General features: G+C 51.7%; 16 protein-coding genes. 12 read left to right on the top strand and 4 right to left on the bottom strand.

The features are described from left to right. Window positions 1-4 precede the first annotated feature (4 nt). Together BUB94_RS07860 and BUB94_RS07865 are read left to right on the top strand one after the other, a co-directional pair. Window positions 5-1,891, top strand: a complete 1,887-nt coding sequence (locus BUB94_RS07860; RefSeq protein ID WP_073235747.1) for an ATP-binding cassette domain-containing protein — start codon at window positions 5-7, stop codon at window positions 1,889-1,891. Window positions 1,892-2,324: 433 nt separating this feature from the next. Further along, window positions 2,325-4,997, top strand: a complete 2,673-nt coding sequence (locus tag BUB94_RS07865) for a tandem-95 repeat protein (RefSeq protein ID WP_073235749.1) — start codon at window positions 2,325-2,327, stop codon at window positions 4,995-4,997. 321 nt (window positions 4,998-5,318) lie between these two features. Here BUB94_RS07865 and BUB94_RS07870 read toward each other — a convergent pair whose 3' ends face one another. After that, complete coding sequence (locus BUB94_RS07870; protein WP_073235752.1) at window positions 5,319-6,497, bottom strand: acetate/propionate family kinase; 1,179 nt, start codon at window positions 6,495-6,497, stop codon at window positions 5,319-5,321. 160 nt (window positions 6,498-6,657) lie between these two features. Between BUB94_RS07870 and BUB94_RS07875 the strand changes: the two genes are divergently transcribed. From BUB94_RS07875 to BUB94_RS16740, 4 genes are all read left to right on the top strand, one after another. Then, window positions 6,658-7,230, top strand: a complete 573-nt coding sequence (locus tag BUB94_RS07875; protein ID WP_073159108.1) for a phosphatase PAP2 family protein — start codon at window positions 6,658-6,660, stop codon at window positions 7,228-7,230. A gap of 8 nt (window positions 7,231-7,238) precedes the next feature. Next, a complete protein-coding gene (locus BUB94_RS07880) occupies window positions 7,239-7,946 on the top strand; it encodes a histidine phosphatase family protein (protein WP_073159107.1) in 708 nt (235 codons plus the stop codon). Window positions 7,947-8,014: 68 nt separating this feature from the next. After that, on the top strand, window positions 8,015-9,001 hold the full coding sequence (locus tag BUB94_RS07885) for an SIR2 family protein (RefSeq protein ID WP_083538175.1): 987 nt from the start codon (window positions 8,015-8,017) through the stop codon (window positions 8,999-9,001). Window positions 9,002-9,121: 120 nt separating this feature from the next. After that, window positions 9,122-10,855, top strand: coding sequence for a carbohydrate-binding protein (locus tag BUB94_RS16740; RefSeq protein ID WP_158535434.1), 1,734 nt, complete (start codon window positions 9,122-9,124; stop codon window positions 10,853-10,855). 199 nt (window positions 10,856-11,054) lie between these two features. Here BUB94_RS16740 and folD read toward each other — a convergent pair whose 3' ends face one another. Next, entirely contained in the window at window positions 11,055-11,900 is an 846-nt protein-coding gene (folD, locus tag BUB94_RS07895) for a bifunctional methylenetetrahydrofolate dehydrogenase/methenyltetrahydrofolate cyclohydrolase FolD (protein ID WP_073235761.1), read from the bottom strand. Window positions 11,901-12,055: 155 nt separating this feature from the next. After that, a complete protein-coding gene (locus BUB94_RS07900; RefSeq protein ID WP_073159099.1) occupies window positions 12,056-12,277 on the bottom strand; it encodes a hypothetical protein in 222 nt (73 codons plus the stop codon). 299 nt (window positions 12,278-12,576) lie between these two features. Between BUB94_RS07900 and BUB94_RS07905 the strand changes: the two genes are divergently transcribed. The 5 genes from BUB94_RS07905 to glgA all read left to right on the top strand — a co-directional run bounded on the left by BUB94_RS07905 (window position 12,577) and on the right by glgA (window position 18,598). Continuing rightward, on the top strand, window positions 12,577-13,515 hold the full coding sequence (locus BUB94_RS07905; protein ID WP_073159097.1) for an FKBP-type peptidyl-prolyl cis-trans isomerase: 939 nt from the start codon (window positions 12,577-12,579) through the stop codon (window positions 13,513-13,515). Between the two features lie 113 nt (window positions 13,516-13,628). Continuing rightward, the gene (gene argA / locus BUB94_RS07910; RefSeq protein WP_073235764.1) at window positions 13,629-14,981 is read left to right on the top strand and encodes an amino-acid N-acetyltransferase; all 1,353 of its coding nucleotides are present in this window, start codon (window positions 13,629-13,631) and stop codon (window positions 14,979-14,981) included. Between the two features lie 133 nt (window positions 14,982-15,114). Further along, the gene (gene folE / locus BUB94_RS07915) at window positions 15,115-15,684 is read left to right on the top strand and encodes a GTP cyclohydrolase I FolE (protein ID WP_073159093.1); all 570 of its coding nucleotides are present in this window, start codon (window positions 15,115-15,117) and stop codon (window positions 15,682-15,684) included. Between the two features lie 231 nt (window positions 15,685-15,915). After that, window positions 15,916-17,223, top strand: coding sequence for a poly(ethylene terephthalate) hydrolase family protein (locus tag BUB94_RS07920; protein ID WP_073235767.1), 1,308 nt, complete (start codon window positions 15,916-15,918; stop codon window positions 17,221-17,223). Window positions 17,224-17,368: 145 nt separating this feature from the next. After that, a complete protein-coding gene (gene glgA / locus BUB94_RS07925) occupies window positions 17,369-18,598 on the top strand; it encodes a glycogen synthase (protein ID WP_073159089.1) in 1,230 nt (409 codons plus the stop codon). Between the two features lie 100 nt (window positions 18,599-18,698). Here glgA and BUB94_RS07930 read toward each other — a convergent pair whose 3' ends face one another. Further along, the gene (locus BUB94_RS07930; protein WP_073235908.1) at window positions 18,699-20,621 is read right to left on the bottom strand and encodes a protein-disulfide reductase DsbD family protein; all 1,923 of its coding nucleotides are present in this window, start codon (window positions 20,619-20,621) and stop codon (window positions 18,699-18,701) included. A gap of 169 nt (window positions 20,622-20,790) precedes the next feature. Between BUB94_RS07930 and BUB94_RS07935 the strand changes: the two genes are divergently transcribed. Continuing rightward, window positions 20,791-21,408: a sigma-70 family RNA polymerase sigma factor gene (locus BUB94_RS07935; RefSeq protein WP_073159087.1), complete on the top strand. Its 618-nt coding sequence runs from the start codon at window positions 20,791-20,793 to the stop codon at window positions 21,406-21,408. Window positions 21,409-21,410 lie beyond the last annotated feature (2 nt).

Raw genomic sequence — 21,410 nt, forward strand, 5'->3', positions numbered from 1 at the left:
TCCCATGCCTATCTTATCAGCACAGAACATTCTTTTGCGTCTTGGCGGAACCGCTCCGCTGTTGGATAACGTTTCCTTTGATGTTGAACCTGGCGACCGCATTTGCCTGGTGGGCCGCAATGGCGAAGGAAAGTCTACGCTTCTGAAGGTTCTCACTGGCGAGATGGAATACAACTCCGGCGATATCGTGAAGAAGACTGGCCTTCGGGTCAGCCGCATGATTCAGGAAATTCCCGCCCACATCGACGGTACCGTCCGCGACATTGTGATGGGGAAGGTGGCGGCAGGCAGTTCCGCCGGCTGGACGGGCGTAAAGGATGGTTCCAACGAAGATGGACATCATGATTCTGCAGCAGAGGCGATTCTTGGAAAGACGGGCATCGATGCGGACCTGCCTTACGATAGCTTGAGCGGTGGTCAGAAGCGTAGGGTGCTTTTTGCCCGCGCCGTGGCCGAGGATCCGGATTTGCTTTTGCTGGACGAACCTACCAATCATCTGGACATTCCCGCCATCCAGTGGCTGGAAGGAATCGTGACCCGCCTGAATTGCGCTGTTATGTTTGTTAGCCATGACCGAGCTTTTGTCCGCCGCGTGGCTACCCGAATTTTTGAACTGGACCGCGGTCGCGTCCGCAGCTGGAATTTCCCCTACGACAAGTTCGTGCAGTTCCGCGATCAGGCCCTGGCCGAAGAAGAAAAGGCCAACGCCCTTTTCGACAAGCGCCTGGCCGAAGAAGAAGTCTGGATCCGCAAGGGCATCCAGGCCCGCCGTACCCGTAACGAGGGCCGCGTCCGCGCCTTGATCAAGATGCGTCAGGAACGTGCCGAACGCCGCGTGCGCACGGGTAACGTGAATATGCAGATTACGGAAGCGGAACGTTCCGGCCGTATGGTGGCCCGCCTCACCGACATCAGTTATGCCTATGCTGACGAAACGACGGGCGGCGTCTCGCTGCCTCTCATCAAGAATTTTTCTACCGAAGTTTCCCGCGGTGACCGCATCGGCATTGTAGGCCCCAACGGTAGCGGCAAAACCACTCTCCTGAAGTTGATCCTGGGCGAGTTGCAGCCGGACCAGGGCGAAGTTCGCCTGGGCAGCAATCTTGAAATCGCCTACTTCGACCAGATGCGTACCCGCCTCCGCGAAGACAAGAGCCTTATCGAAAACATTGGCGATGGTCAGGCCTACATTACCTTGAACGGCGTCAAGCGCCATGTGCTCAGCTACCTGCAGGACTTCCTCTTTAGCGCGGATCGTGCCCGCGGTCCCATTAGCGCCTTGAGCGGTGGTGAACGTAATCGCTTGCTTTTGGCCTGCCTCTTTAGCCACCCCAGCAATGTGCTGGTTCTTGACGAACCTACCAACGACCTGGATATGGAAACCCTGGACTTGCTGGCGGAACTTCTGGCGGAGTACAAGGGAACTGTCCTTACCGTGAGCCATGACCGCGCCTTTTTGGATTCCGTGGCCACAGGCATTTTGGCCATCGAAGAAGACGGAAACATTTTCGAGGCCGTGGGCGGTTACAGCGATTACGAAGCTAACAAGAAAATCCGTGATAAGGAAGCCGCAGCGGCTGCCCGCGTCGCCGCCGAGAAGGAAGCTTCTCGCAGCTCCGCAGCCAGTAACGCAAACGGCGGGGAAGGCGTGAGCTCCGCTCCCGCCAAGAAGAAAAAGCGCAGCTATAACGAGGAACGCGAATACAATTCCCTTCCCGAAAAGATCGAGAAGCTGGAAGCCGAAATCGCGGAACGCCAGGAAGAACTTTGCAAGCCCGAGGTCTGTACCAACGCCGCCCGCATCGTGGAACTGCAGAAGGAAATCACGGAACGGGAATCGGCCCTGGAAAAAGCCTACGAACGCTACGAGGAACTGGACTCGCTGGGATAGGCGGCAGGTTTCAGGCAATGGGCGCGAGCAATGAGCAATGAGTTGTGAGCAATGAGCGGTGAGGTCGGCCTGCGGCCTTTTAGGTATTGGGTCGCACCTGCGGTGCTTTTAGGCGCTTAGAAATGAATGAGCAATTTCGTTGCTTTTATAACCGGCGCGAAAATTAGTTACGAATTAAAAAGCCAGGCTCCTCCTGCGCGATTATCAGCCTGAAAGGAGCCGCAGGCTCCGCCCTCATCCCTGCACTGAAACTTTTCGTTCCGGTATTAAATTCCCTTTTTTTCATTAAAAATTAGCGGTACCCTTATGACGGGATACCATTTTTTTAGATGTGAAAAATGTTTAACCTTTTGACTATCATAAGTATTTTGAGTTTTGTAATCTTTTTATTATAATTATATGACGTATAGGATTTTGGAAAGAGAGGTCATTTATGATCAAGAAGATTGGAATTTTGACGGCAGGTCTTTTGGCTGGTTATGCCGCCGCAGCAACTGCTGTCGTTTTTTCGGATGAAGATGGCGTTACTGCCGATAAGCCCTACGCCCAGAGCTACATCTACGATTATGGTTCCGGTGCATCCATTGACACAACGAATGTGAATGGTGCCCGTGTTCTGGACTTTACTGCACCCACGACTACCGATGGCAAGTCCGGTGCCGGTTTCGGTTTTAGCTGGGTCATTGACGCAAGCTACAAGCCCAAGGTGACTTCAATTGCGACTTATAAGGGTGTTTGCCTGGCTTATGAGGCTGACGCTCCCTTCCGTGTAGATTTCAAGCAGTCTACCATTACCGATGACAACTATTACGGCATGGAAATGGCTGCCACCAAGGGTTCTTTAAAAAGGTCCTACATCGCATTCTCTGCCCTTACCCAGAGCTGGAAGTCTACCAAGACCGTAGCCTGGAATTCCGGATCTCAGCTGGGCGTTCAGTTCAGCTTCAAGGACTCCCACGCCAAGGCTGCCAAGAGTGGTTCTAACACGGTCACCCTGCATAGTTTTACCTTGGGGGATGAATGCGTCACTGCCGCTCCTAACGTAACCGAAGGTTTTGCTGGCTATAACGGCGGTTCCATCGACCTTGCCGAAGGCGCCGTTCATACCATGAATATGGCCGAGGTTTTTGAAGATGCCGACGGAGACGATCTGACCATTACCGTGAAGATCGTAAGCGAAAACAATTCTGTCAAGCTGGTGGATTCTACCAAGTACGACCAGAATAGCATCATCAAGTTCACGACCACCCCGAATCCCGATGGTCCCGCCAAGGTAACTCTGACCGCAACGGATCCCACCAAGAAGACCGCCACCTTCTCCTTCACCATCAATACCGAAGATACGGAAAACCTGCCGGTGGCCCAGAACATGGAATTCGAGGTCAAGGAAGATTCCTCTTACAAGAGCACTCTCCTCGTGAACAACCTGACCAAGATTTGCTCCGATGCCGATGGCGATGCTGTTGAATGGGTGCAGCTCAGTGAACCCGAACATGGTGAACTGAAGATTGCTGCCCTGACTGGCATATTCACATATACTCCCGCAGCAAATTTCTATGGTAAGGATTCCTTCACCTACAAGTGTGTCGAAAAGAATAACACCGATAGGGAAAGTGAAATTGGCGTTGCAACTATTACCGTAACAAACGTGAATGATGCTCCGGTGGTTAAGATCCTGACCAAGACTTTCTTGAATGAAGATGGTGATGAAAAATCCTTTGGCGATACCCTGGTAGTCGATGAAGATTTCGATGACTTTGTCCTGGTGTTCCCCAAGGAAAACATTTCTATTACGGATGTAGATGGCGATGACGATTATACTGTTACTGGAAAGGCAAGTGGTGTCGTTACCGTGAGCGTCTCTGCAACAGACGATAATTATCTGATTGATGTGTCGGCGATTAAGGATGCCAACGGTGTTGCCAAGGTTAGCCTCGTGGTTACCGACCCTGCTATTTCTATTCCCAATGTGATGTTCTATGTAAAGGTAAATCCTGTTGCCGATGCTCCCATTGCCAAGGGTGATACCTATGAAGTTCTGCAGGGCAAGAACGAAATTACAGCCAAGAAGGGTGTCCTTGCCAATGATGAGGATCCCGATGGTGATTCTACCTTGATTGCCGTTCTGGATGTTGAACCTTCCGAAGGTACTGTGGTCCTTGCCGAGGACGGCTCCTTCGTCTACACCACCACCGATGAAGATTACGAAGGTCCGGATGCTTTTGCCTATCACATTGAAAACTCCGCAGGTCTTAAGTCCGAAATGGCTGTTGTCATGCTGGATGTGAAGTACAGGAACAAGTCTCCCATTATGACTGTTGACGCCATTGACACCACAGTGATGGAAGATGCTGCAGCTATTGTCTATAAGAAGGCTATTGTGACTTCCTGGGCAACGGATGTTGAAAAGGAAGCTTTGACTTACAGCTTTGAAAGCAAAGATGGCAAGACTCTGGTGAGCTACACTTCTGGCATTTTGACTATTACGCCGGTTCGCAATGCCTTCGGTGAAGCTATTGTGGTCGGTACTGTTACCGATGGTAAGAGCACTCCTACTGAATTTAACATCACTGTCAATATCACTCCTGTAGATGATGCTCCGGTGGTTATTTGGAGAGGTACAGCTACAATTGATGGCAAGAAGTTTGTTGGTGAAGTTCCCATGGATTCCATCTTCACTGACGTTGATGGTGATGAACTGGGTTACATCATCGGAAGCCATTCGAAGCAGCTGGAAGTTGAAATTGTGGATGGCGTCCTGAAGGTTTCCTTGGCATCCGATACAGTTGAACTGTTCAAGGATGTGGCTTATCGCGTATCCCTTTCCGCTTACGATGCCAACGACACTACTAAGACTGTAGGCGTTGTGTTCTACCTGGAAGGTTCTTCTACTACGGGTATTACTCCCGTGGTGGCTTCTGCCAAGTTGAACTGGCAGGGGGCTATTCAGGCTAATCGCGGTACCGTCTCCATGATGGATATGCAGGGCCGCGTCATGTGGACCCGCCGTCTGCCGGTAAGCGAATCTGAAGTTCGTGCCGCTGCAGCGACGGTTCAGGGCCGCAAGATCCTGAAGGTAAATCAGCAGACCTGGACCATCAAGTAGTTTTTCCTTGTAAGCGGCGTGATGCCGCTCGCCGTGAGGTTCGCTCGCAAGCCTCGCTAGAGGCTTGAGGTCGCGACTTCGTCGCTAGAGGTTAAATTCACTCGGCTTCGCCGAAATGCAAAAAAGACTCCCGTGAGGGAGTCTCTTTTTTTTGTGTCGTCAGGCACCATTATTTTACCAGAAAGCGAGCTGCGCTTGCGCCCCCAACTACCTAAAAGGGAGCGCGAAGCGCTACCGACCTGATTACTTCACCAGTTCGCACTTCGTGCGCTTGGTCGAAGCTCGGTCATAGCAAGTGTAAAACACTTGCTGCGACTCTCGCTACTTTACCAAGTCTTCGGTATCGAGGGCGATGAGCAGTTCTTCGTTGGTTGCCACCACCATTGCCTTGGGGGTGCCTTCCTTGTTGATCATGTGGCCGGATTCCTTGCCAGCCTTGTTGTTGCGGTCTTCGTCGATCTGGTAACCGAGAAGGGCAAGGTTTTCCATGACGGTCTTACGGACCAGCATGCTGTTTTCGCCGATGCCGCCGGTGAATACCAGGGCGTCAATGCGGGGGAGAGCCATAGCGATGCCGCCGATTTCACGAGCCAGCTTGTAGCAGAAGGTTTCCAGAGCGATCTGTGCGCCAACGTGACCTTCGCTTGCAGCCTGGGTCAGGGTACGCATGTCGTTGCTCAAGCCAGAGAGGCCCAGCAGGCCGGATTCCTTGTTCACCATCTTGTCCAGACGGTCGATGTCATAGCCGTACTTCTTGCTGATGTAGAAGAGGATGGCCGGGTCGATGGAACCGGAGCGGGTTCCCATGATGAGACCGTCCAGCGGAGTGAAACCCATGGTGGTGTCGGCGCACTTGCCGTTGAGAATGGCGGAGCAGCTGGAACCGTTACCGAGATGTGCGGTAATGAAGCAGCATTCTTCCGGCTTCTTGCCGAGAATGGCGGCAGCTTCTGCAGTTACGAAACGGTGGCTGGTACCATGGAAACCGTAACGGCGGATAGCGTCGGATTCATAGAACTTGTAGGGGATGCCGTAGAGGAAAGCCTTCCTCGGCATGGTCTGATGGAAGGCGGTGTCGAATACGGCCACCTGCTTGTCCTTCAGGTTCGGGAAGAACTTCATGGCGCATTCCATACCGGTGGCGTGTGCAGGTTCATGCAACGGTGCGAACAGGACGATGCTGCGGATGTAGTCGATGACGTCCTGGGTCACCTTTTCGGACTTGATGTACTTACCGCCGTGCACCACGCGATGGCCGATGGCTTCGATGGTGTCGGTGAGCTTCTGCTCGTCCAGGAATTTCTTCACCTGGTCCACAGCTTCGGCGTGGGTGGGGCAGTCAAAGTTGAAATCAATCTTGCCTTCCGGGCCCTTTGCCTTGGTGTGGCCGTCAACGCCGATGTTTTCCACAAGGCCGCTGGCGATGGATTCTTTGGTCTTGGTGTCGATGACAGCGAACTTCACAGAAGAACTGCCGCAATTAAGAACGAGTACACGCATTTTTTACCTCTATCTTGGTCAAATATTCTTCGAAGTAGGAAGTGGGCAAGGCGGTTGGCTTCGGCTGCGCCGAAAGTACTCGTGTTGGGCAGGTCCTGCTTCAACGTTAATATGTTAAAAGTAGGAAATTGAATCAGAAAAAATTTTTAAATTTGGCGCAATGTTTAAGAGAATCCAAAAATTTGACGAAGGCGTATCACTCTATTGGTATTGGAACAATAGGCATTTTTCCGAAAAGACCAAGAGGTTTCTTCGCTCTTACGTACGCCTGGGTGATGGCTACGTCTGGATTCTTTTTGCCATTGTGCTTTTTATCCATATCGGTTGGCGAGCCTTTATTCCTGTAGCTATGGAAGCTGCCATTGTTACGGGCATTTCCCTGGGACTCTACGAACTGATCAAGCTTACGGTGAAGCGTCCCCGCCCCTTCGTGGTTCTTGATTCTATCAAGCCCCAGGTGCCTCCCATGGACGAATACAGCTTCCCCAGCGGTCATACCATGAACAACTTCGCTGTTGCCATGACTATGACTGCCGCCATGCCCTACTATGGCTGGGTGATGCTTCTGTTCCCCATGAGCTGGGGTCTTCTGCGAGTGTACTTTGGCGTTCACTGGTTTACCGACATCATTTGCGGCTTCTTGCTGGGTGTCGTCTGCTTTGGTCTGACTCACGGCATCTGGTATTTCCTGTCGCCGGTTCTTGCTGACTTGCTTCCCATGTTGACTTTCTAATGTCATCGATGATTGAATTTGTTAGTGCCGCAGATTTTTTTAAGACTGTTGGAAATGACGAACGTGTGTACTTCCTGGTTCGTCACGGTGAGCGGGACCATATAAAACCTAACGACCCTGATCATGGCGCCTTTGTCGGTTTGACGGACCGTGGTCGCGAACAAGCCCTTAAACTAGGCAAGTCCATTGCCGCTTCCTGCACCAGCGGAGTTTCTGCCGATTGCATGTTCTTTAGCAGTCCCGTAGGCCGTTGTATGCAGACCGCCGAATATATCGGCCTTGGTCTTGGGATAGATGCTCCCGATGTAATGCCGCAGCAACCCCTTGCGGAATTCTTTGTGAAGAATTACGATGCCTACATGGAAACTCACGTGACTGGATTTTACCAGGGGATTTGTCGTTGGTTGGATGGAACTGCCGCTGATTCCCGCTATGTGGACCCGGCTTATTTCCCCTTGGCAGCCCGCTCCCAGGAGATGGTCCAGTTCATGCTTTCTCACGGGAAGGCCCCTATCAATATCTTCTGTTCCCATGATGCCTGGATCGTACCCTGCCTGAATCATTTTTGCGGATTGCAATTCTCTCCCAGCCGCTGGATGAACTTCCTGACGGGTTTGGCCGTGGTCATCGGTAAGGACCAGGGATCCGGGGATGTTGGTGCCGTGAGACGATTTGTCCCCGTGACCGGCCTTGATACGGGTTGGATGCTTTTTTAGACGTTTCATTGTAAACTTTTTTAAATTTCTTCAAATAAAGTCTGCCTTTTTTGATTACATTCACTACCATGAGTGTTTCGAAAAACGCATATCGTCGAATTATCGTGCTTGGGTCGGGCTTCAGTAAGTCCTTTTGCCCCCAGATGCCGACCCTTCGGGACCTGAATAATCTGGTTCCTGCAGGGATTCCCGACGAATTCCCTCATTTTCGCGATTATTGCAGGAAGTTTCTGGATTTGTGCAATGGTTGCAAGGATTATCTGGATATCGAGACCTTGGCCACGTCCATTCTGTCTGCCCAGATTTTCCCGGGGGAGCGGGAGCGCCTGTATCATGCGTCCCTGCGTTTTGAACTGCTTCGCTTTATTGCCAATGCTATCAGTCACGAAGAATCGCTGGATGCCAGTTCGGCGAAGGTCTTGCGGACGTTCCTCAGACGTTGCGTCAACTGTTCTGGCGCCGGTGCCCGCGATACATTGCTTCTCAGTTTCAACTACGATACCCTGATTGAAAAGGCAATCTATTCCGACGAAGAACTGTCCTGGCAGGTGGCCGTAGATTATGGTGTCCGTATTGAGCCGGCTGACCGTACTGCCCGACGCGCCAACACCGGCCGTACCGTCGACTTGATCAAACTTCACGGTTCCCTGAACTGGTATGCCCTCAAGGGGGTGACCGACACGCTGGATCTCAATAGTGTGTGCCAGGTGGAGCCGGGGGATCGCAGTTTTCCCATCTATTGCGAAGATACGCCCATCTATATTCCCATGGCCCACGCCAAGGAAAGCTTCTTGCGCGGAAGTCTCTTTAACTTGCTCTGGAGCAAGGCCGATTACTACCTGAAGCAGGCGGAGGATATTTTCTTCGTGGGTTACGGTTTCCCCAAGAGCGACATTAACAATTTGGAATTTTTATTGCGGCACCGCGAACGGTTCAAGCGCGTGATTGTTTATGAACAGCAGGGGCATCCAGACCTGGAACGTCTGCAGTCGCTGTTAGGAAAGAAGATGGTGATCTGCGAAGATGCCAAGGCCTTCCTGTCTAAGCTGTGTTAAATAGAATCAGCAGTTGTTGTAATTAGCAACAACGGAAACGCCTAAAAAATAGTCCATGTTGGACTAGAAAAATGTATTTATAGATTCAGAGAGTTATGCCTTTTTAGGCGGAGATGTGTTATGAATCTATCAAGGAAATATTTTGTTGCTGCAACTGTGATCGGCAGCCTTTTTGCTTCTGTACAGGCTCAGGAAATTGCAACCTGGGCAGGTTTCCGTCAGGGTGCGGCAAGCTTTACTTTTGATGATGGTGCTCCCAGTCATGTGACTGACGCCGCCCCGGTATTTGACAAGTACGGCTATAAGGGTACTTTTAACCTTGTGACGACTTGGAATCCTAACTGGAGTGGTTTCCAGGGTATGGCTGATAATGGCCACGAAATTGCAAGCCATAGCGATAATCATGGAAACCCCATGCCTGATAACGAATCGGCTTCCTCAAGAAATACCATCAATGGCAAGATTTCCCAGAATTATGGCGTTGTCACGTTGGCTTATCCTAACTGTAAGTCCCCCAGTGCATCCTCTGTGAGCCAGAACTACGTTGTTGGCCGTATCTGTAATGGTTCCTGGCAGGGTGTGCCCGATATCTCGGGCAAGGACGGTCCCAGCGACTGGACCAAGGTTCCCGCCACCATGACTGGCTCCGAGGGAGACATCAAGAGCACTAATGACTTTACTGGCCAAATGCAAAAGGCTATCCAGCAGGGTGGCTGGGTTTCGTTCCTGACTCACGGTTTCCAGGGCAAGAGCAATGGTTACGCTACCTATTCTCCCACGGACCTTAGCGCCATCGACGGCGCTCTCAGTTGGGCAAAGCAGAACGATTCCAAGATCTGGGTTGCTCCCATGGGACATGTTGCCATGTACATCAAGGAACGCAAGGCTGCGAAGATTACTGAAAAGTCTTCTTCCGCCACCAGCATGAGCTATACCCTTACCCATAGCATCGCCGACAACATTTCCAAGTACAACTATCCTTTGTCCATTCGCGTCAAGAGCAGCTGGACCAAGGTTTCCGCAACCCAGGATGGCAAGGCCATCGAAGCCTCCATCAAGGATGGCTACATCTACTTTGATGCTGTTCCCAATGGTGGCGACATTGTGCTCTCTTCTGATGGCGCCGCTGTGGTGGACCCGGGTTCCAGCACTTCTACTGAACCTTCTTCCAGTGCTTCTGCCGAAGGCAATCCCTTTAAGGGCGCTATCGAAATTCCGGGTACTGTGGAAGCGGAAAATTACGACGTGAATGCCTATTCCCACAGCCAGGCCAAAAATGATGGAACCGCTTATCGTACAGATGATGCTGGCGTCGTTGTGGCCGGTGCAGGCTATGCCGCTGGTTATACCACTGCTGGCGACTACTACGAATACACCATCGATGTGAAGGCTGCTGGCAAGTACAAGGTGACCGTGAATGGCGCTACTGGTAATGGTGCCGATGGTTCTGTAACTGTTTCTGTGGGTACCGCCACTCTGGATGCCGCAATCAAGAACATGGGTGACTGGAATACTTATACCGAAGTCGAAGCGGGTGAATTGGAACTGGCTGCCGGAAAGCAGATTCTGCGCCTGACCATCAATGACAACAATTTGAATGTGGACTGGATCAAGTTTGAAGGCAATGGTGAACTGGTCAAGATTGCCAACACTATCCTGATGGATGCAGGCGCAGGATTGATCAAGTGCCAGATTTTCGATATGAACGGTCAGCTGGTCAAGTCTGCAAACGTCTTTGCCGGTTCCGCTCAGGAAGCATGGAAGGGCATTAACGGAACGCTGCGCAATGGCGCCTATGTTATGCGCTACGGTGTTGCTGGTAAGGCTACCCAGACCATTCGCGTCCGCAAGTAATTAAATCTCTCTCTTATTCTCCTAAAAACCGCCTCTTTGCAGATTATTCTGCAGAGAGGCATTTTTGTTTGAAATAATTCCTACCTTCAAGAAATAAAAAAACTCGGTGCCGTAAAGCGACCGAGTTTTTTGCTTGCCGCGGAACTGCCGCGACGCACCTTCTGCGATTAGCCGAGAATGTGCTTTTGCGCCTTCGGCGCTACACTCGGCTCAGATACTTCTCACCGCTTTCTACGCTCTGGTAGATGAGGGTGTTGATGGTCATGGGGCCAACGCCGCCCGGAACCGGGGTGTATGCGCTGGAAACTTCTTCCATACCTTTTTCGCAGTCGCCGACGCCACCCGGATGGTAACCGGCGTCAACCACAACAGCGCCCTGCTTGATCCATTCCTTCTTGATGAATTCAGGCTTGCCTACAGCGCCAACGACGATGTCTGCCTGCTTCACCAGCTCCGGAACGTTGGGTGTCTTGGAGTGGCAAATGGTAACGGTGCAGTTTGCGTTCAACAGCATCATGGCCATGGGCTTGCCGAGAATTGCGGAACGGCCAACAACAACAGCGTGCTTGCCGGAGAGTTCCACGTTGTAGGCTTTCAGAAGGCGCATGATGCCCTGGGGGGTGGCGCAGCCATAGGCCTTTTCGCCCATGGACATACGGCCGAAGCCCAGGCAGGTCACGCCGTCAACGTCCTTACGGGCGTCGATTGCTTCGAATGCGGCGCGTTCGTCAATCTGACGGGGAACCGGGTGCTGCAGCAAAATGCCGTGGACGTCCGGATTGTTGTTCAGTTCCTGGATCTTGGCCAGGAGCTGTTCGGTAGTGGTGTCCTGGGGCATGATGACCTTGATGCTGTCCATGCCCACGCGAGCGCAGGCATTACCCTTCATCTTCACATAGGTTGCGGAAGCGGGATCGTCGCCGACGAGGATGGTGGCGAGGATCGGGGTCTTACCGGTCTTTTCCTTGAGCTTTGCGACGCGTGCGCTGAGTTCTTCTTCAGTGGTCTTGGCAAGAGCCTTGCCGTCCAAAACGAGAGCTGCCATATTGGTCTCCAGGTTTAATTTTCTTATGGTTCAAATTTAAAAATAAGGTATGATGTTTTAAATATGCGGAAATAAAAAAATAAGAGCATAAAAAAACACCGCTGTTTAAACAGGCGGCGTTTTTCACAAAATGAAATACAAGATAGGGATATCTATTAGAAAATTTCCTTCAGGGCCGGAGCGATACTGCAAATCAGCACCCAGGGGTAGGAAAGGCTGCCCTTGAGCCAGCCGGTCTTTGCGGGCTGAACCGTAAAGGTGGAGGTTTTGCCCTGGATAGACGACTGGAGGGAGGCCTTGATACCTTCAAGGTCACGTTCGAAGTTTTTCTTGCTTGCAGAAGCCGATTCAATGTAATTTTCAAAGCGGTAATTCATACAATTTCCTTACACTCTCTTTCTTGGCGTTGTAAGTTAGTAATTTTCTTGTACCTTTCAAAGGGTTTTTGTTTACGCAAGTTTACGGTTTGGGGCGGTTCTAAATGGGGTTCCCGAATGTAGTTTTGGATAAAAGTGGCGTTTTTCTATTCAAAAACGGCGATTTCTGCCAAAAATGGATGCCCTGGGGGATTCTTTTTCGCTATTTTTTAGCCGCTAAAAAGTGTTCACGGCGTGTTCCCCGACACACTTTTTTGTAAATTGATGTGCAGTAAGTCACTGATTATAAAGGAATTAACATGAGTTTTGTCCGTCTTTTTTCTGCAATTTCCGTTTGCGCAGCCATGGTTGCATGTGGTGGTTCTCAAAAACCCGCTGTGGATCCCGCTGCCCCAGCTGCTGGTTCCGCCCCTGCCGATTCCGCAGCCGTTTCTGCCGAAGCCAGTGGTGCCAAGGCTTCTGTGGCTGTTCCCGGTGCCGGTTTTGCAAACAAGACTGACCGTTACAGCTATGCCCTGGGTATGGACCTGGGTAAGGCTATTGCCAATGTGAATGCTCCCGTGAACATGATGCTCTTGATGAGCGCCATCCAGGATGTGGTGGATTCCAACCGTAAGGTCCTGATGGATGATTCTACGGCAGAAAGTGCCCTTCAGGACTTGCTCCTGCTGATGCAGCAGAACAAGGAAGCCGATGCAAAGGCCGCTGCCCAGAAGGCTCTGGATGAACAGAACAAGTTCCTGGAAAAGAACAAGCAGGATCCTACCGTGAAGCTGACTCCCAAGGGTGTACAGTACAAGGTGATTACCGAAGGTACCGGCATTTCTCCCAAGGCTAGCGACAAGGTCCAGGTGCATTATGTGGGTGCCCTGCTGGATGGTACTGAATTTGACAATAGCGTAAAGCGCGGAGAACCGCTGGAATTCCCGGTGAATGCGGTCATTGCCGGTTGGCAGGACCTGCTGCAGGTTCTCAAGGAGGGTTCCAAGGTGAAGGCCTGGATTCCTAGCGACCTGGCTTATGGTGAAGCTGGCGTACCTCCCATGATTCCTGCCAATGCCATGCTGGTGTTCGAAGTGGAATTGCTGAAGGTCTTCGCAGAAGTTCCGCCTGCTGAAACGGTTCCTGCAGAAGTCGCTCCTGCTGAAGCTCAGCCCGCTGCCGACGCCGCTCAGCCGACTGCAGCCCCCGCCGAAGCCCAGCCTGCAGCCCCCGCTGAGGCCAAGCCTGCCAAGTAAGAGTTTTCTTTCTCTCTCAAGAAAGGCCGCGGTTAACTTCCCGCGGTTTTTCTTTTTGTTTTCTTTTCGTTATGCCATTTTGTTTCTGAACCAATTTTTTTATTATTGAGTTTATGAATCCAAATGACTTTACTTCCCAGCATTTTGAAATAGCAGGTTTCATTCGCGAAGTGTTCGGGTATATGGAACGCTTCAAGGGCCAGCTGTTTGTGTTGAAGATCGAAGACGATCTCATGAGCCATCCGCTTTTCCCTGTGCTCATGCGTGATATCGCCTTGCTCCACAAGACTGGGGTAAAGATCATTATCGTGCCGGGTACCCGCAATAGTATCGACGCCCAGCTCAAGGCCTGGAACGTAGAAACCAAGTTCCATTGTGGCGTACGTCTTACCAGTGAGCAGGCCTTGCCCCACGTGGAACAGGCTTCTCTAGGTGCGGCCCAGCACATTATGAGTCATTTGACGGCAAGCGGCCTTCGCGGTATTCAGGGCAACTGGATTTTGGCCCGCAGCATGGGCGTGATCAACGGTGTGGATTATATGCGCACCGGACGCATCGAACGCGTACAGAAGGATACTCTGGACCAGTTGCTGAACGAAGATTTCGTGCCTATCATTGCACCTATCGGCTGGAACAAGATTGGTCATGCCTACAATATCAGTTCTACGGAACTGGCTACCGAACTTTGCAAGTACATGAAGGTGGGAAAGCTGTTCTTCATCGGTAACCAGAACGGTATCAAGCTTGGCGGTCTCGTGACGGGTAGGAATACCAAGTATCTGGAACCTACCGATAACGGTTTGATTTCTGCTATGGATGTGGACCAGGCCAAGGAACTTCTGGAATTGAATTCTGACGTCTTGAATTTCGCCCAGATGGATTACTTGATGAATGCCATTCATGCTTGCGAGGCTGGCGCCAACCGTGTCCACTTGCTCAGCGGTGAATTTCAGGGAAGCTTGCTGCAGGAAGTGTTCTCTGCCCGTGGTGACGGTACCATGGTGTACGCCAACCAGTACTCTAGTATCCGCCCGGCCACCATGGAAGACATTCCCGATATCCTCCGCATTATGCAGGACTATATCGACAAGGGATTCCTGGTGCCCCGTACTCAGGAAAGCATCTCCGAAAAGCTTTCGGACTATGTGGTGTACAGTATCGATAACAGCATTCACGGCTGTGGCGCCCTCCATGAATTTGAGGATGGTATGGCCGAAGTGGCTGGCATTGCCGTTGGCGCCAACTATCGTAAGTCGGGCATTGGCGACGCCATTGTCCGCCACCTGATTTCCGTTGGTCGCATGAAGGGTTGCAAGAAGCTGTTCCTGCTGACCACCCAGGCTCTGGACTGGTTCTACCATTTCGGCTTTGTGGATGGTACTGTGGAGGAACTGCCCAAGACCAAGCGCGATCACTACAATCAGAAGCGGAAGTCTCGTATCTTGATGCTCCCGCTGGAGAAGTGACGCACCGCAGGTGCGTCATCCTGAACGAAGTGAAGGATCCAATCCCGCGAGCTGTACGAAACTAGGAACTTTAGTTCCTTAGCTGAATTAGGTTCGAAGGTGCAGGAAAAAAATTGATTGAAGAGTAACTGATATGAATTTAAAAATGATGGAAGATGGCTTCAAGATGATTCTTGAAGGTATGGGTGAAGATGTTAATCGCGAAGGCTTGCTGGAAACTCCCAAGCGCGTGGCCAAGATGTATGCCGAGGTCATGAGCAGCCTGACTGGAGAATTGAAGGCCGAAGATATCCTCAAGACCCGCTTCCACGAAAAGTATGACGAGATGATCGTTGTGCCCAACATTCCCTTCGCCAGCATGTGTGAACATCACTTCTTGCCTTTTACCGGTAAGGCCCATATCGCCTACATTCCCGGTGATTGCGTTGTTGGGCTTTCCAAGATTCCCCGCGTGGTGGAATTCTATGCCCGCTTCCCCCAGATTCAGGAACGCATGACTCGCCAGATTGCGGAACTGATCCAGAGGGAATTGCAGCCTAAGGGCGTTGCCGTTGTTCTGGAAGCAAGCCACATGTGCATGACCATGCGCGGTATCAAGAAACCCGGTGCTACCATGGTGACTACACAGCTTCTTGGCCGATTCAAGACCGACGAAAAGACCCGCGCAGAATTTATGGCTACTATTAACGACCGCCTTCGCTAAGGGTGCGGTCGCTGGCGCGAAAATTAATTTGTAAAAAATAAAAGTCTGATTTTTATCCACGATTGATATGTGTCAATCGTGGATTTTTATGTATAAATTAATGTAAAAATTTTTCTCGTTGACAAATTGTCCATGTTGACATTTTATCCAAGGAAACTCTTTTTGAACCTTATTTTCTTTGCCTGGTTCTAGGTACTTTTATTCTCGGTGATGGAATAAAAGGAGTTAAAAATGAAAAAGAATTTTATTAGGGTGGTCAAGCTGGCATTTGTTACTGCAAGTGCATTGGCATTCATGAACTGTGGTGATTCTGTAGCAGATGCTGTAGACGGCGCCCTTGGTGGTCTGTCTTCCAGCTCTGTGGTTGGCGAACCGGTAATCGATCCGGTAACTGGCGAACCCATGGTTGACCCGGTTACGGGTGAAATTATCTATACTAATCCGGAATCTTCTGCCGCTATGGATCCTACTGACAATCCGATTACCGGTGAAGAAAATGGTGACGTTGGTGGAGAAGGTGAAGTTGTTCCCCCCACTGGTGATACTCCAGCCGAAGGTGGCGACACCCCCGCAGAAGGCGGTGATGTTCCTGCTGAAGGTGACGTTCCTACCGATAACAATCCTTCCGATGTCGTGACAAGTTCCGATTCTGAGGGCGGCGTAACTGAACCGGCTTCCAGCACAAGCGAATCCGCTCCGGAAAGCTCTAGCGCTGTGGTCCAGGAAGCTCCTAAGGGTATCTTCCTTGCTAACGATACCGACGAAAACAAGGACTACATGGAGGTGGAATACTTCACAAACACCGGTGATAACGGCGGAGCCATTCTTGCTTATCCCAAGCGACTTTCCGAAACCCAGAAACATGGCGTTGTGCTGTGGGGCCCAGGTGGCGGTTCTAGCCCCTCACAATACGAAGGCATTATCCGTCGCCTTGCTTCCCACGGTTTCGTTGTAATCGCCACTAGCGAATCTCCGGATGGTACTGGCCGCGGCAAGCCCGCTCTCGACTGGCTCGAAAAGAAGAACAATACTCCGGGCGACCCCCTGTACCAGAAATTGGATATGACCAAGGTGGGTGCATCCGGTCACTCCATGGGTGGTCTCCAGTCCGAAGAAATGCTTATCAATGACGATCGCGTGATTACTGCAGTCTTGAACAACAGTGGCGACATGGCTCATGTGGATGGCACTAAGGTTCCTGCAACCAAGACTTTCGCCATCGTCTATGGCGAAGGTGGTATGGAACGCCCCAATGCAGAAGCTGACTACGGTAATCCGGGTGTCAAGGCTCCCGCTTGCCTTATCAAGATGACTGGTGGTGCGGTCGGTGCAAATCCTGAATGCCAGAACGGCGAATGTGGCTGGGGCCACGGTTCCGGTCCTTGGGGCGGCATGGCTGCTACCGTTGCCTGGATGCGTTGGCACCTGGGTGGCGAAGACTTCCGTAAGGCTGACTTCGTCGGTACCAGTGGTGCCTACATCAACGGCCCCATCGTTGGTGGCCCGGGTAACTGGAAGGGTCAGTGCAAGAACTTCTAGCCTGATAAAAAGTATCTCTACATAACACACTCCAAGGATTCCCCGGCGCAAGTCGGGGAATCTTTTTTTAGTTAGCGTTTTTGGCCTAAGGAAATAGATGTATATTTAGTGCGAATGGCGGATTTTTCCGCCACTGGAGACATTTATGAACGCAGCTATCCTTACTAATGAATTCCCGCCGGAAATCTATGGCGGTGCCGGTATCCACGTCAAGTTCCTGACCCAGGAATTGGCCAAGCTTTGCCATGTGGAAGCCCGCTGCTTTGGCGTGCAGAACGATGACGCCGACAATATCCGTGCTATCGGTTTTAGCCGTAAGTTGGGCCTGAATCCCAAGGATGACCGTTTCCAGAAGATTTTCAAGCCCCTGGATATTAACCTGCAGTGGGCAGCTACCATGGATGACATCGATGTCATTCATTGCCATACCTGGTACAGCCATTTCGGTGGCGTCCTGGCTTCCCGCCTTTTGCAGTGCCCCCTGATCTTGACGACCCACTCCCTGGAACCTCACCGCCCGTGGAAGGCTGAACAGCTGGGCGACGGTGGCTATGCCATGAGCTGCTGGATCGAAAAGACCGCCTACGAAGCCGCCGACGGTGTCATCGCCGTTAGCCAGGGCATGAAGCGCGACGTGATGAAGCTTTATGGCGTTCCCGAAGACCGTGTGAAGGTGATTTACAACGGTATCGATCCCGACTTCTACAAGCCCACCTTCAGCGAAGGCATCCTGGAAAAGTGGGGTGTAGACCCGAAGAAGCCTTTCGTGCTGTTTGTGGGCCGCATTACCCGTCAGAAGGGTATCAGCCAGCTGATCCAAGCTATCCCCCAGATCGACAAGAACGCCCAGGTGGTTCTCTGCGCTGGCGCCCCCGACACTCAGGAACTGGCCGACGAATGCAAGGCTCTCATTGAAGAAGTCCAGAAGACCCGCGAAGGTGTTGTATGGATCCAGGAACCGGTTCCTCATGAAGAACTCCGTGTGCTCTATAGCCACGCTACTGTCTTTGCAACTCCGTCCCTTTACGAACCTTTCGGTATCATCAACCTTGAAGCCATGAGCTGCGGTACTCCTGTGGTGGGTAGCGCCGTGGGTGGCATTCCCGAAATTATCGTGGATGGCGAAACTGGCTTCCTGGTTCCCCTGAAGGCTGTTTCCGAGACCAACTTCGAACCCGCCGACCCCAAGGCATTCCAGACCGATTTCGCAAACAAGCTGAACACCATTCTGGCCAACCCCGAAATGGCAAAGAAGATGGGCGAAGTGAGCCGCAAGCGCGCTATCGACGTCTTCAGCTGGAAGGCCATCGCTCAGCAGACCTATGAATTCTACCAGGAATGTATTGAGAGATATAAGAAGGAAGGCAAGCGCTAATTTTTAATGGGATCCCCGACAATGTCGGGGATTACTTATAGAAATCGCAAAAAGCCCGCGGGATTTAAACCGCGGGCTTTTCTTATACGGAAAAAGGACTTTACTTGCCAGTAATCTTTTCGACGATGGCACCTGTGGTCAGCAGTTCTGGGAAGACAATCTGCTTGCTTGCATCGCCCTTGGGGTATACTGCATAAGCGGGTACGCCAGATTTTCCAAGACTGCGGAGCAATGCATTCACTTCCGGAGTTTCGCGGGTCCAGTCCGCCTTGACGCGGGCCACGTTCAGCTTGTTCATTGCGTCGGTAAATTCTTCGCGGTTAAGGACGGCGGCTTCGTTTGCCTTGCAGGTAATGCACCAGTCGGCGGAAACGTCGATGAATACGGTGCGCCCGGCGGCCTTGAATTCTTCTATGAGGGCGGGGCTGTAACGGAACCAGCCGTCTTCTGTCATCTGTTCTGCCATGCGGGCGTTGAAACGATCGACGACTACGTTTTCGTAGCGGGGTGCGAGAACGCCGAACCAGAGACCGGCAAGAATCACAATGGCGCCTGCGAATCCGACCACTTCACGGCTGAAGGCTACACCCGGCGGGGCGATTTTCCCGATGAGGGCGCTGGCCACTGCAGATACTACAGCGATAACTGCGAAGATTCCTACGCCTGCAGAACCTGCCTGCTCGTTCACGACCCAGAGAAGCCAGCAGACGGTGGCCAGAAGTAAAACACCCATGACCTTCTGCAGGTAGGTCATCCAGATTCCCGGCTTGGGCAAGTGTTTCTGAACGGCGGGGAAGAAACTGACCAGGAGATAGGGGAGGGCAAGTCCGATGCCTGCTGCCGTAAAGAATAGGAACAGTACCGGCAGGCTTGCGGTAAAGGCGAATCCCATGGCGGTTCCCAGGAAGGGTGCGGAACAGGGGGTGCTGAGCAAAACAAGCAGCGCTCCCGTAAAGAAGGCGCCTGCCAGGCCGCCCTTGCTGCCGGCGGCATCCATCTTGGTGGTGGCTCCCCAGGGGAGCCACACTTCAAACAGTCCGAAGAAACTCATGGCGAAGGCGGTGAGGATCACCACCATGAAGGCGATAAAGCCTGCGCTCTGGAACTGCATTCCCCAGCCGGCATTTCCGCCGCCAATCTTGATGACGCTGATGATGGCTGCCAGCACCCAGAAACTGCAGAGGATGCCTGCGGTGGTGCTGAGTCCCGATGCCAGCAGGCGGCTGCGGGATTCCCCGGCCTGCTTGACGAGGCTGAAAATTTTCAGCGAAAGCACCGGCAAAACACAGGGCATCAGATTCAGGATGATGCCACCGACGAAGGCGAAGAACAGGAGGGCTAGGGTGCCGGCGAAACCTGCGGCGGAGTCTGCGGCACTTTCTCCAACGGCGGCGACTTCAGCGGCGCTTTCTTCTGCGGCGGTCTGCGGTTCGCTTGCGGTGCCTTCGTTTGCTGTGGCTTCACTTGCAACGGTTTTGGCGTCTGTTCCAGCGGTTTCTTCCTGCTGGAATTCCATGATGATGTCGAATTTTTCTTCCGTAGCGTTTACTTGCTGCGGCTCATCCCCGTCTTTACCATTTTTTTTTAGGTTAGCGTCCCCGTTGCCTGCGTTCCCCTTTCCAAAAGTATTCCCGTCCAGCGATATGGTCTTTTGGGCGGGTGCCAGGCAGATGGAATTGTCGCATGCCTGGTAGTGGAAGGTGATGGTGGTGGAGAGGCTGTCGAAGTTCTTTTCTACGCTGTCGATGGGGAGGATGACCTGGAACTCGCCGCGGAATACCAGGTTTTCAAGGTCCAGAGCCTCGCTGTATTCCTTGATGGGGGCGGGCCAGACGGGTTCGCCAAAGAAAATTCCTTGGGCGGAGACGTCAATGGACGAGGGTTTCAGGAATTCGTCGGCGGCAATGTTGGCGTTTACGTGCCAGTTGTCGGGAATGGTGATTTTGACGGTAAGTTTTGATCCTGCAGCCAGTTCCCCTGCCGAATAGGTCATGCTCATGTCCGGAGGGGGCATGTTGTTCATGTTGAATTCTTCGGCGAAGCTTGTCAAGGGTAAAGTCAGTAGCAAAATGCAAAATGAAGCATTTTGCAAACAGTTGTTGACAAAATAATCAAGAATCGTTTTTTTACGCATAGGGTTTCCTAGATTTGACTTCAACTGAAAACACTCTGTCAAAATTCCCGTTCTGACTATGGAAAATACGCGAATTTTTTCAGAAGAAGTATCCATTCGGCTAGAGAATATCTGGCGCAAGAATGCCCCACAAATTTACAAACTATGTTGCAAGCGGAGTAGTACAAAAGAGGCCGCCGATGATCTTTTTCAGGAGGTTGCGCTGAAGTTTTGCAAATATGCGAAAAATCTTAATTTGGATACCGCACTTTGGCCCTGGTTTTATAGGGTAACGTTGTGTACCCACTTCGATCTTTACCGTCGGGAGAAAATGGTTCTGCCCTTTTCTGTGCTGAGGGAAAATCAGGCGGCGTACGATGTTTATCCCGAACAGTCTTCGGTCCATTTTCGTAATGAATCCCGCGAGAACAAGGCTGCCGCGCTGCTCAAGACTTTTATGCAGGTGCTCAATCCAGAAGAAGCCCTCGTTACGGAACTGACGTATCTTGGAGGTTTTCTTTTGAAGGATGCGGCCCGGATTCTGACGAGAAATAGGGGGTACCTAAGCAAGCTTCGCTGCAGGGCTGTAAATAAAATGCGCAAAGAAAAGCGGCAAAGGGATGCCATCCTTGAAAAGATTGATGCTCCAATGGTTCTTTTGGAGGATTTGCTTACGAGGAACAATGAAATTTCGTAATT

Origin of the sequence: Fibrobacter sp. UWH9, assembly GCF_900129715.1 — a bacterium.
Taxonomy (GTDB): Bacteria; Fibrobacterota; Fibrobacteria; order Fibrobacterales; family Fibrobacteraceae; genus Fibrobacter.

What these genes read in the sequence shown, in the direction of transcription:
- BUB94_RS07930 (WP_073235908.1), bottom strand. Translation starts at nt 20,621, where the DNA reads ATGAACAACATGCCCCCTCCGGACATGAGCATGACCTATTCGGCAGGG.
- BUB94_RS07905 (WP_073159097.1), top strand. Translation starts at nt 12,577, where the DNA reads ATGAGTTTTGTCCGTCTTTTTTCTGCAATTTCCGTTTGCGCAGCCATG.
- folD (WP_073235761.1), bottom strand. Translation starts at nt 11,900, where the DNA reads ATGGCAGCTCTCGTTTTGGACGGCAAGGCTCTTGCCAAGACCACTGAA.
- BUB94_RS07860 (WP_073235747.1), top strand. Translation starts at nt 5, where the DNA reads ATGCCTATCTTATCAGCACAGAACATTCTTTTGCGTCTTGGCGGAACC.
- BUB94_RS16740 (WP_158535434.1), top strand. Translation starts at nt 9,122, where the DNA reads ATGAATCTATCAAGGAAATATTTTGTTGCTGCAACTGTGATCGGCAGC.
- BUB94_RS07865 (WP_073235749.1), top strand. Translation starts at nt 2,325, where the DNA reads ATGATCAAGAAGATTGGAATTTTGACGGCAGGTCTTTTGGCTGGTTAT.
- BUB94_RS07920 (WP_073235767.1), top strand. Translation starts at nt 15,916, where the DNA reads ATGAAAAAGAATTTTATTAGGGTGGTCAAGCTGGCATTTGTTACTGCA.
- BUB94_RS07935 (WP_073159087.1), top strand. Translation starts at nt 20,791, where the DNA reads ATGGAAAATACGCGAATTTTTTCAGAAGAAGTATCCATTCGGCTAGAG.
- BUB94_RS07880 (WP_073159107.1), top strand. Translation starts at nt 7,239, where the DNA reads ATGATTGAATTTGTTAGTGCCGCAGATTTTTTTAAGACTGTTGGAAAT.
- glgA (WP_073159089.1), top strand. Translation starts at nt 17,369, where the DNA reads ATGAACGCAGCTATCCTTACTAATGAATTCCCGCCGGAAATCTATGGC.
- folE (WP_073159093.1), top strand. Translation starts at nt 15,115, where the DNA reads ATGAATTTAAAAATGATGGAAGATGGCTTCAAGATGATTCTTGAAGGT.
- BUB94_RS07870 (WP_073235752.1), bottom strand. Translation starts at nt 6,497, where the DNA reads ATGCGTGTACTCGTTCTTAATTGCGGCAGTTCTTCTGTGAAGTTCGCT.
- BUB94_RS07875 (WP_073159108.1), top strand. Translation starts at nt 6,658, where the DNA reads ATGTTTAAGAGAATCCAAAAATTTGACGAAGGCGTATCACTCTATTGG.
- argA (WP_073235764.1), top strand. Translation starts at nt 13,629, where the DNA reads ATGAATCCAAATGACTTTACTTCCCAGCATTTTGAAATAGCAGGTTTC.
- BUB94_RS07885 (WP_083538175.1), top strand. Translation starts at nt 8,015, where the DNA reads ATGAGTGTTTCGAAAAACGCATATCGTCGAATTATCGTGCTTGGGTCG.
- BUB94_RS07900 (WP_073159099.1), bottom strand. Translation starts at nt 12,277, where the DNA reads ATGAATTACCGCTTTGAAAATTACATTGAATCGGCTTCTGCAAGCAAG.